We start from the raw sequence: 9517 nt of genomic DNA, 5'->3' as shown, positions 1-9517 counted from the left end.
AGAGGGCATTCGGGCCAGAGATAACCCACCGGCTATTGCAGGGTGAGGTAGTACACCCCGCAGGTCAAAAAGCCCTGGAGTAATCCCTACTGGTTTTCGTATCCGGTGTCGACTTTGAGGTTTGCGCCTTCGGCTGCGCATACGGCCAATTCGTCACATCTCTCATTTTCAATGTTGCCTGCGTGGCCTTTGACCCAGATAAACTTTACCTTATGCTTTTTGTATAGAGGAATGAACCGCTGCCAGAGGTCTACATTGGCTTTATTTTTAAATCCTTTTTTCTGCCAGCCCCATATCCAGCCTTTTTCCACGGCGTCCACTACATATTTGGAGTCGGAATATATTGTAACCGGCGTTCCTGCTTTTTTCAGAGCTTCCAGCCCTTTGATCACGGCCAGCAGCTCCATTCTGTTGTTGGTAGTGTTTCTAAATCCTTCTGACAGCTCTTTGCGATAGGCTTTGCCATCGACTTTGGCCATTAACACAGTACCATAGCCTCCCGGACCGGGATTGCCTTTTGCAGCACCGTCTGTGTAGATGGTGATCATTTAAATGAGTATGTTTTCTTTGAAAATTTTGACAGCTATAGCCAACAATATGATACCGAATACGCGCCTAAGGATCGCAAAACCCGATTTCCCGAGTTTCCTCTCCAGCCAGTTGGTAGATTTCAATACAATAAAAACAAAAATGAGGTTGAGAACGATCCCTACCAGGATGTTGGGCGTCTGGTAAACTGCCCTGATGGAGAGAATGGTAGTGAGCGTGCCTGCTCCGGCAATAAGCGGAAATGCAAGTGGTACGATCGATCCGGCACCATTGCTGCCGCCATCATCGCGAAATAAGGTAATGCCAAGGATCATCTCCATGGCCAGAACGAACATAATGATAGCCCCGGCAACCGCAAAAGACCCGATATCCAGTCCGAATAACTTAAGGATAGATTGCCCCAGAAACAGGAAAGCGATCATAAGCATGCCTGAAATAATAGTGGCTTTCCCGGAGTGTATTTTGCCTTCCCTTTTACGAAGATTGATTACAAAGGGCACCGATCCCAGGATGTCTATCACTGAAAAAAGTATAAGCGTGACCGAAAATATATCCTTGAAATTAAACATACTGCAAAGCTATAATAAATAGATGTATGAACAGGTTATCTATTGTAATATATTCTTTTTTAGGAATTTTTGTAAGGCTTTTACTTCTTCTTTTTTCAGGCTCGGAAAGTTGGCGATCCTGAAAGTGGAGGGCTTTAACTCACCATAACCGTTGCCCAGCGTTATGCCTTCTTTTTCTGCAGTTTTCTTAATGGCTTCCACATCTTCCTGTGTGCCTTCCAGTACGATCACAGTTTCCGATCTTACATTTTTGTTACTTATCAGTAATGAAAACCGCTCGCTTTCTGAGAAAATGGCTTCGTAATTTCTCAGCCTTTTCTTTAGCTTTTTTTCGATCTTTCCGATAGGCTTCCTGGTTTCCAAAACGCGCATGAGGAGGTAAATGCCCAGCACATTAGGCGTATATGGCGTTTGAAACTTTTCAATATTCTCCACGATGAAGTTGAGGCTGTTGTAGTGGCGGCTCTCCTGCAACTTCCGTGAGCGTGCAATGGCCGCCGGTGAACAGACCATAACCGCAAGCCCGGCCGGTAAGCCGAAGCATTTTTGTACGGAAGCATACCAAACATCTGCCTGGCTAAAGTCCAGGTGAATGCCCGCCATGGAGGAGGTGGCATCAACAGCGATCAGGTGATCAGGGTATTTTTTTCTGAGCTTTACAATCCGGGGCATGCTTACCTGTGTGCCGTTGGAGGTTTCGTTTTGTGTAATGCAAATTACACCGGTTTCTGAGGAAAGGTCCATCTCTCCGGTTTTCAGCTCCTGCTCGGGATCAAACTGGTAGCCTATGGCCTGGTACTTTAATTTTCGGGTATAGTCAAACCATTTTTTGCCAAAAGCACCATTGTAAAAGTGGTAGCTGTTAACGTCTATCAGCGATTGAGCTATGATTTCCCAGCACTCTGTAGCCGACGAGGTGAAAAATACAACATAATCTTCCGGAATGTGAAGCTTTGATTTCAGTAAGCCAATGGTATGCTCGCAGAGCTGCATGAAGGCCTTGCTCCGGTGGTTGAGACTAAGTATCCCCTGATCGTAAGCCTCCTGCACGTATTCCGGAATATTTTCATCTACTCGGGAAGGACCGGGATAGAAACTAACCATTGTTGCTGTCTTTATTGATTAGGTAAGTAAGCGCGAGCAGGTAGCCTTCAAGCCCGAGGCCTGAGATCATACCTATGCACTCCTTGCTGATTATGCTTTTATGTCTAAACTCCTCGCGGGCGTAAATGTTTGATATATGCACTTCAATGACCGGTGCGGGTACGGCTGCAATGGCATCCGAGATGGCCACAGAGGTATGGGTATAGGCGCCGGCATTGAGAATAATGCCCTGATAGTCAAAGCCCTTATCCTGTATTTTGCCTACGATCTCGCCTTCAATGTTCGACTGGAAATATTCTATGTCTATATCGCTAAAGTTGGATTTTAACTGGTTAAAAAAAGTCTCGAAGCTCTGGTGTCCGTAGACTTCCGGTTCCCTCTTGCCGAGCAGGTTGAGGTTAGGGCCGTTAATAATGATGATTTTCATTGGGTATGGTTAGCTTACTTTTATTTGCCTTTATATTTAAATGGTTTAAATGGGCAAAAAGCTGCTGTTCCTCTTCTATTTTTGCTGATATTTAGGAGCAGGTGTATTAAGCTTATGCTCATTCTGGAAAAATAATGCACCTTATTATAATAGGATCATGAACTGGGACACCTACATCAATCAATTTAAGAACTACCTGAAACTGGAAAGGTCACTTTCCGAGAACTCCATCGAAGCCTATGTTCATGACATCGTAAAGCTAAAACAGTTTGTGGACTTGTCCAATTTAGAAGTTGGCCCCTTAAATATTAAAGCTACACACCTGCAAAACTTTCTTGAATACATCAATGAACTGGGCATGACAGCACATACCCAGGCGCGTGTGCTATCCGGGGTCAAAGCATTTTACAAGTACCTCATGTTTGATGAACTTATCGATAACGACCCCACAGCGCTGATCGAGGGGCCAAAGCTTGGCAGGAAACTGCCTGACACGCTAAGTTACCATGAGATAGAGCAGCTTTTTGAGGCCATCGACCATTCCACGCCCGAAGGGCAGCGAAACAGGGCTATGCTGGAGGTGCTTTACAGTTCAGGCCTGCGGGTTTCAGAGCTAATAGACCTGAGGCTTACCAACATATACACTGATATTGGCTTTTTGAGGATCATCGGTAAAGGTAATAAGGAGCGACTGGTGCCCGTGGGAAGGGACGCCCTGAAATACCTGAAAATATACATTGACGATGTCAGGGTACATCTTAATATTGAGTCCGGTCATGAAAACTACGCTTTCCTTAACAGGAGAGGAAAAAAGCTCACACGCGTAATGGTGTTTACGATCATCAAAAACCTGGTAAAAAAGATCGGCATGAAGAAAACGGTAAGCCCCCATACCTTCCGCCATTCTTTTGCCACCCACCTCATCGAAGGCGGAGCCGACCTCCGTGCCGTACAGGAAATGCTCGGCCACGAGTCCATCACTACCACAGAAATATACACCCACCTCGACCGCGACTACCTGCGCCAAGTTATACAGGAGTTCCATCCGAGGAGTTGAGTGTTGGAAGGGGGGCTTGAGATTGATTAGCCGGTGGAGTAACTGGTGTTTGGTGAGCGATGGATCGGTGAAGTTTGAAAGTCTGAAGATCGGAGACCTAAGCAGGAGGCAGCGGTATACAGTAGGCAATCGGCAAGAGCAATAGGCAAAATAACTTTGCGAAGTAACCAGTGCCCATCCCTAGAAACCAGCTCCCGGAGACCAGCAACCAGCAAATCAGTAGGCAATCGGCAAGAGCAGTAGGCAAAATAACCAGCCGCCAGCTCGAGAAATCAGTAAACCAGCACCTAGTGAATCAGTAGGCAATCGGCAGGAGCAGTAAGCAAAATAACTTTGCGAAGTAACCAGTGCCCATCCCTAGAAACCAGCTCCCGGAGACCAGCAACCAGCAAATCAGTAGGCAATCGGCAAAAGCAGTAGGCAAATACAACTCTGCGAAGTAAACCAGCACCTAGCCCCAGTAACCAGCCCCCATTAACCAACACCCAGCCCCCGGAAAATCGTACACTTCGATGTTCAAAATAGTACACTTTACAAGGTCTTGAGGCAGTTCTGTGGTGTGGGGTTAGGTTTTAGGTGTTGGCATATATGTTGGAGGCGTTTCGAAATAATATATTCTCATCAGCGTTTTATCTTCATGGAAAAACTCAAAGTATTTTTCTGGCGGTGCTCAGGGGCCAATCTTGCATTACTAAAGCGGTGCCCTACCGATTCCACCAAGTATGTCGGTATTGGAGCTACCATATTCTTTACTGGTATTTTTGCTGCCCTTGCAGGTGGCTATGCACTTTATACGGTGATGGGCAATGTGTGGTGGTCGGCACTTTTTGGCGTGGTTTGGGGGTTGATGATCTTTAATCTGGACAGGTACATTGTGTCCAGTATGCGGAAGGAGGGACGTTGGTGGAAGGAGCTGCTGATGGCTACTCCAAGGATTTTGCTGGCTTTGTTGATTTCGCTGGTTATAGCCAAGCCATTGGAGATGAAGATCTTTGAAAACGAAATTAAAAGTGAGCTGACAGTAATGGAGCAGCAGTTGTTTTCGCGACAGGAAGGGGAGGTTAAAGGCAGGTTTGAGGCAGACAGACAACAATTATCGGATGAAGTAGCAGCTTTGAAAGCAGAAATAGCCGATAAAACGGCCACCAGAGATGAATTGAGACGTATAGCCAGGGAGGAAGCCGACGGTACAGGAGGTACAGGCAAGCGCAACCCTGGCCCGGTTTATAAAATAAAAAAGGAAAATGCTGACCGGGTAGATGCCGAACTTTCGGAGCTAAAAGCAAAGAACAATGAATTGATAGCGCAGAAACTCGTTCAACAACAAAAAATAGATGAAACATTGAAAGGGGAAATGACGGCTATGGAACGACAAACCCTCGACGGCCCTGCGGCGCGTATGGAAGCCCTTGATCGCCTCACAAGCCAGAGTGAGGCCATATACTGGGCCAATCTATTTGTGATATTACTTTTTATAGCCGTAGAAACCGCCCCTATTTTTGTGAAGCTTATCTCTAACCGGGGGCCTTATGATAACCTGCTGAAAATTGAAGAGCATGGCTTTGATGTGCAGCAGATAGAAGTAATGGCGGAGGTAAATGCCCTGATCAAAGAGAGAGCCAAAGACCTATCAGTAACCGAAAAGGAATTTATCATAAACCGGTTGGATGTGCGTCTGAACAGATCATAGCAGACCTTCGGTAAAGTAAACGGATCGGAAAATAGAGCTGGCAACTTGAAATGACCCTCTATTTGTACTCATCCCTGACTTCATCGGTATGGGCAAAACATACGGGACTGCTGTTAGGGTTGGTATTTGTCTCTTCGTTACGTTTTGCCTGGGATACGTTCTTCTTTGCTTTCTTTTTATTGTTTTTAGTCATACCGGATATATTTGTTTCGAAGTACACTTTCATTGATTTCAGTTAACTTTTTCTTGGTCAGCGGCTTAACAATGAACTCTTTCACGGATTTATATTTCATGGCTTTTTGTTCGTCACTTTGGCGAGCCGAACTTGATAGAATATAAATCTGGGTATTGGGGTGTAATTTCCCCAATTTTTGTTCGTATTTCTCAACAAATTCAAAGCCATTTATCTCTGGCATTCTAATGTCCACCAGTATGCAATCGGGAAACTGCTCCTTTTTAAGCAGCTTTTTTAAAGCATCTATGGCATTGGTTTCAATAGTGTATTTGTCCACTGCATCTGATTTGCTAAAGAGAACATCCATCAGAAAAACAGTGTCATCGTCATCGTCAATTAGCATTACATCCACAATAATAAGCTGATTTATTGGTTCTTAAAGTATACTGAAAATGTTGTCCCCTTTCCTTTTTCACTGTTTACCTCAATCTTACCACCAGTCTTCTCTATCATCGATTTGATGATATGCAATCCGATACCTTTGCCATCGGCCTTAGAGGTAAACCTCTTGAAAGGCTTAAACAGGTCATGCTTTATTACTTCAAAATCCATACCTATGCCGTTGTCTTTGATATCCATTACTACATATTCACCTTCTTGTTTCGTGGATATATTCAAAACCAGCGGGCGGTCATCCGATCTGTATTTGATGGCGTTGCTGAGCAGGTTGCGGATGATGCTATAGAGGTAGCCCCGGGTGTGGACAATGGTTTCTGCCTGGATATCAAGTTTGACCTCGACATCTTTCGGAAGCTCATTGCTAAGTTGCTCAAGCACTTTTTTGATAACCCGATGAAAGTTGATTTTTTTAGCGAGCTCATCAGTACGTTTTTGGCTACCGATAATCTCAATGAGGCCATTGAGTATATCATCAATCCTGCTTACTGACCTGCCGAGCCGGCTGATTAGAAATTCCTGCTTGTCAGGGTCACTTTCGTCTTCTATCAGCTCCAGAATGAGCTTAAGGTTGGTCAGTGGGGAGCGCAGGTCATGGGCTACGGCATGCACGAAATTATCCATGTACTGATTGAGCTCTTCCAGCTTGCGGTTTTTGTCTTCTATCCTTAGTTCTATATTTCGCAGGTTAGAGATGTCCCTTCCTACGAGAAGCACACTTTCAAGCTTGTTACTTTGAACAGACCACTCAGGTAAAAGGGTAATAAAGAAATGTTTTTGGCTGTTATTTGTAGAAAAGTTCTGATAATAATTGATCTGCTTTTTGTGCTTAAAAACCATGTCAAGCTGTTTTTGAAGCTCCTTAACCTCATCTTCCTCGATAAATAGCCTGAATTGCATCAGGTTTTTCCCCATGAGCCTGCCGGATTCTATGCCCGTGTGGTTGAAAATATTATTGTTTACATAGGTAATGATGCCGTTTTTGTTGAGCCTGCATACGATGTCAGGAGTGTTTTCTACTAATGTTTTCCAATAGTTTTCCGACTGCTCCAGCTTTAGGCTTCTTTCTTTCAGGTCTTTCGTGAGATTTTCCAGTTTCAGGTTGGTTTCTTTAAGCTCGGTGATGTCAATGAAGGTAACAATAACCCCCTCAATACGCATATCATTCGTTTTGTAGGGAATTATCTTCATCAGGGCATAACCATTCTTCTCTTTTATCTCCCGATTTACAGGCAGCATGGAAGTCAACACTTCGTCGATGTCCTCACGGAGTTTGCCATAGCTGAAATTATTAGTGTAGTGGTATATAGGCCTTCCCATATCTCCTTCCCTCACATTAAAATACTTTTGTACTGCAGGAGTAAACTTCCTTATCCTCTTATCCCTGTCCAGAAATATCGTGGCTATCTGTGTGCTCATAAAAAGGTTATTTACTTCGCGATGGAGAATGGTGAGCTCATCAATTTTATTCTTAAGTTCCGCGTTTGCCGTTTTTAGCTCTTCATTGGAAGATTGCAGCTCCTCATTGATGGCTTCCAACTGATCTGAGTTGTGTTGTTTTTTGGCCGGGGAAAGTTCTGCTTCTGGCTTTTCTATTTCTTTTATGAGGTTGTTTGATGTTATGTCTTTAGCCTTATCAATGCTCGAAGGTTGGTTGATGTAATAAATAAGGTCTTTTGCCAGTTTTTCAGGCGGGCCGATTACATCGGGTTGGTCAGAAATAATAGCACCGAGGGGCATGCTGCTGTATGTGGCCGAATCCGGGGATTGTACCATTACCATGCCTCCCTGTTCTTTTACATATTGTGATCCTTTGGCACCGTCAGAGCCTAAGCCTGACAGTATTATGGCAATGGACTTGTCCCCGTTATGCCGGGCCAGTGAAGTGAAAAAGGTGTTGATCGCTGTGTTTACCTTTTCCAGAGGAGGGCGTTCTTCCAGTACCAGGTGATGATCTTCCAGAAGAATATAGTATTTGGGAGGAATTAAATAAATATGGTTTTTAGTTATTTTGGTTCGTTTATCTACTTGTGAGATGGGGAGTGACGTGCTGGAAGTTAGTGCTTCCTTTGTGAAGCCTTTCTGCTTTCGGTCAAGATGTTGGATGATGATGAACGCAGTATTCGGTTTTTCAGGTATGTTTTCAAAGAAGGTTTTTAGGGCATCGGTACCTCCGGCAGAAGCACCTATACCGGTTATATAAATATCATCGGTCATAGTCATTAGGTTTTTGTGGGAGGGTGTATATGCTCACAGGAGGGGATGCCAACTCTCTCATTAGAATACAAATATCACTCTTTGTATGATGAAGTTAAGATTAATAATGCGATTCTCAATATTGCCTGTTGAGACATGCATATTTCAGGTGTACCTTTTGTGTGATAATATTAGTTCGCTTATACTACTTATGAGAACTTCGGCTTGTTGAATAAAACTATTATCTTTGCCGCAGACATTTAATAACTTCCCTGACTGTGTATAAAACCTTTTTGCGTCCATTATTCTTTAAGTTTGATCCTGAAAAAATACACTATTTTACGTTTGATATGCTCAGGTCTGCCGGTAAAGTGCCAGGCATTAAAGGCCTCTGGCGTAAACTCTATAATGTAGAAGATCAGTCGTTGGAGAGGCAGTTTTTCGGGCTTACATTTAAAAACCCTGTAGGCCTGGCTGCCGGATTTGATAAAGATGCCAAGCTGATCGATGAGTTGGATTGTTTCGGATTCGGATTTATAGAAATAGGTACCGTTACCCCAAAAGCACAACCTGGCAATGATAAGCCGAGGTTGTTCAGGCTCCCTGCCGACCAGGCGATCATTAACAGAATGGGCTTTAATAATGGTGGCGTAGAGGAGGCACTGGAAAGGTTGAAAGCCAGGAAGTCTTCAGTAATTATTGGTGGCAACATCGGTAAAAACAAGGCTACACCTAATGAAAATGCCTTTGATGATTATAAATATTGCTTTGAAGCATTGTTTCCTGAGGTTGATTACTTTGTGGTCAATGTCAGTTCTCCCAATACCCCAAACCTTCGGACACTTCAGGATAAAGAACCACTTACGCAACTCCTGAGTGGGTTAATGGTGCTGAACAACCAAAAGGAAAAAAGAAAACCTATCCTCTTAAAGATAGCCCCCGATCTGACGGATAGCCAGCTTCAGGATATTGTAGATATTGTAAAGGACGTACAGCTCGACGGGCTGATTGCCACCAATACCACCATATCCCGTGAGGGGCTGAATACCTCAAAAGAGAAAATAGAGGCCATCGGTGCAGGAGGCCTGAGTGGCAGGCCGCTTCGCGAAAGGTCGACGCAGATCCTGAGGTTCTTGCGAAGCAAACTGGGCAAAGACTTTCCGATCATTTCAGTAGGAGGTATTATGTCTGCTGATGATGCCATTGAAAAGCTGCAGGCCGGGGCTTCGCTCATACAGGTCTATACCGGTTTTATTTACGAAGGGCCGGCACTCATTAAAAAGATCAACAAAGC

10 protein-coding genes are annotated in these 9517 nt (G+C 44.2%); 3 read left to right on the top strand and 7 right to left on the bottom strand.

The features are described from left to right. Positions 1-86: 86 nt before the first annotated feature. From rnhA to aroQ, 4 genes are read right to left on the bottom strand one after another with little or no spacing between them, the layout of a single operon-like run. Positions 87-548, bottom strand: coding sequence for a ribonuclease HI (gene rnhA / locus E1163_RS08260; protein ID WP_155170965.1), 462 nt, complete (start codon positions 546-548; stop codon positions 87-89). Further along, the gene (locus tag E1163_RS08255) at positions 549-1118 is read right to left on the bottom strand and encodes a MarC family protein (protein ID WP_155170964.1); all 570 of its coding nucleotides are present in this window, start codon (positions 1116-1118) and stop codon (positions 549-551) included. 39 nt (positions 1119-1157) lie between these two features. Continuing rightward, positions 1158-2222: an aminotransferase class V-fold PLP-dependent enzyme gene (locus E1163_RS08250; protein ID WP_155170963.1), complete on the bottom strand. Its 1065-nt coding sequence runs from the start codon at positions 2220-2222 to the stop codon at positions 1158-1160. Continuing rightward, complete coding sequence (aroQ, locus tag E1163_RS08245; RefSeq protein WP_155170962.1) at positions 2215-2649, bottom strand: type II 3-dehydroquinate dehydratase; 435 nt, start codon at positions 2647-2649, stop codon at positions 2215-2217. Before aroQ ends, E1163_RS08250 begins: the two co-directional genes overlap by 8 nt. A gap of 157 nt (positions 2650-2806) precedes the next feature. Between aroQ and xerD the strand changes: the two genes are divergently transcribed. Both xerD and E1163_RS08235 read left to right on the top strand, forming a co-directional pair. Beyond that, entirely contained in the window at positions 2807-3706 is a 900-nt protein-coding gene (gene xerD, locus E1163_RS08240) for a site-specific tyrosine recombinase XerD (protein ID WP_155170961.1), read from the top strand. A gap of 637 nt (positions 3707-4343) precedes the next feature. Then, on the top strand, positions 4344-5396 hold the full coding sequence (locus E1163_RS08235; RefSeq protein ID WP_155170960.1) for a DUF4407 domain-containing protein: 1053 nt from the start codon (positions 4344-4346) through the stop codon (positions 5394-5396). A gap of 58 nt (positions 5397-5454) precedes the next feature. Here the strand turns inward: E1163_RS08235 and E1163_RS31380 are convergent, their stop codons facing one another. Genes E1163_RS31380 through E1163_RS08225 form a run of 3 tightly spaced genes read right to left on the bottom strand, consistent with a single transcriptional unit; the run spans position 5455 to position 8244 of the window. After that, the gene (locus E1163_RS31380) at positions 5455-5589 is read right to left on the bottom strand and encodes a hypothetical protein (protein WP_281353105.1); all 135 of its coding nucleotides are present in this window, start codon (positions 5587-5589) and stop codon (positions 5455-5457) included. Next, a complete protein-coding gene (locus tag E1163_RS08230) occupies positions 5582-5974 on the bottom strand; it encodes a response regulator (protein WP_246223564.1) in 393 nt (130 codons plus the stop codon). Before E1163_RS08230 ends, E1163_RS31380 begins: the two co-directional genes overlap by 8 nt. A gap of 23 nt (positions 5975-5997) precedes the next feature. Then, a complete protein-coding gene (locus tag E1163_RS08225) occupies positions 5998-8244 on the bottom strand; it encodes a chemotaxis protein CheB (RefSeq protein WP_185156018.1) in 2247 nt (748 codons plus the stop codon). A gap of 257 nt (positions 8245-8501) precedes the next feature. Here E1163_RS08225 and E1163_RS08220 point away from each other — a divergent pair. Beyond that, on the top strand, positions 8502-9517 hold a 1016-nt coding region (locus E1163_RS08220; RefSeq protein ID WP_343033784.1), incomplete at its 3' end, for a quinone-dependent dihydroorotate dehydrogenase.

Source organism: Fulvivirga kasyanovii (assembly GCF_009711405.1).
Classification (GTDB): domain Bacteria; phylum Bacteroidota; class Bacteroidia; order Cytophagales; family Cyclobacteriaceae; genus Fulvivirga; species Fulvivirga kasyanovii.
This window is presented reverse-complemented; position numbering and strand designations above follow the sequence as displayed.